Source organism: Ruoffia tabacinasalis (genome assembly GCF_005864045.1).
Lineage (GTDB): Bacteria > Bacillota > Bacilli > Lactobacillales > Aerococcaceae > Ruoffia > Ruoffia tabacinasalis.
The window spans coordinates 1-346 of record NZ_VBSP01000120.1 but is presented as its reverse complement, the minus strand read 5'-3'; the positions used below and the strand labels follow the sequence as shown (position 1 = coordinate 346).

The window sequence follows — 346 nt, the reverse complement described above, 5'->3', positions numbered from 1 at the left end:
TTTCAGACAGTACAATTGAAATCTATTTTAATCACATAAGAGCAGCTTCTCATCAAACATTATATGGAAAATACGGACAGTTCTCTACCTTAAAAGAACATATGCCTCAGAATCATCGATTGTATATCGAACAAACGCCTGAAGAGGGATTAAAATGGGCAGCAAGTATAGGCGATTCCACTCTAATGATTGTAACTTTTTTACTTGAGACTTATGAAGTAGAAAAGCAAGCTCTCAACGCAATCTTCACTTTAAAGAAGTTGGAAAGAAAATATACCAATTATGAAATCGAACAAGCCTGTAAAGATGTATTAAAAGCTACCAATCGACCGACGGTCAAAAGTGT

1 pseudogene is annotated in these 346 nt (G+C 35.0%); it reads left to right on the top strand.

Annotated elements, in window-relative coordinates:
- Positions 1–346, top strand: a pseudogene (locus FEZ33_RS12525) (IS21 family transposase); the annotation flags it as partial.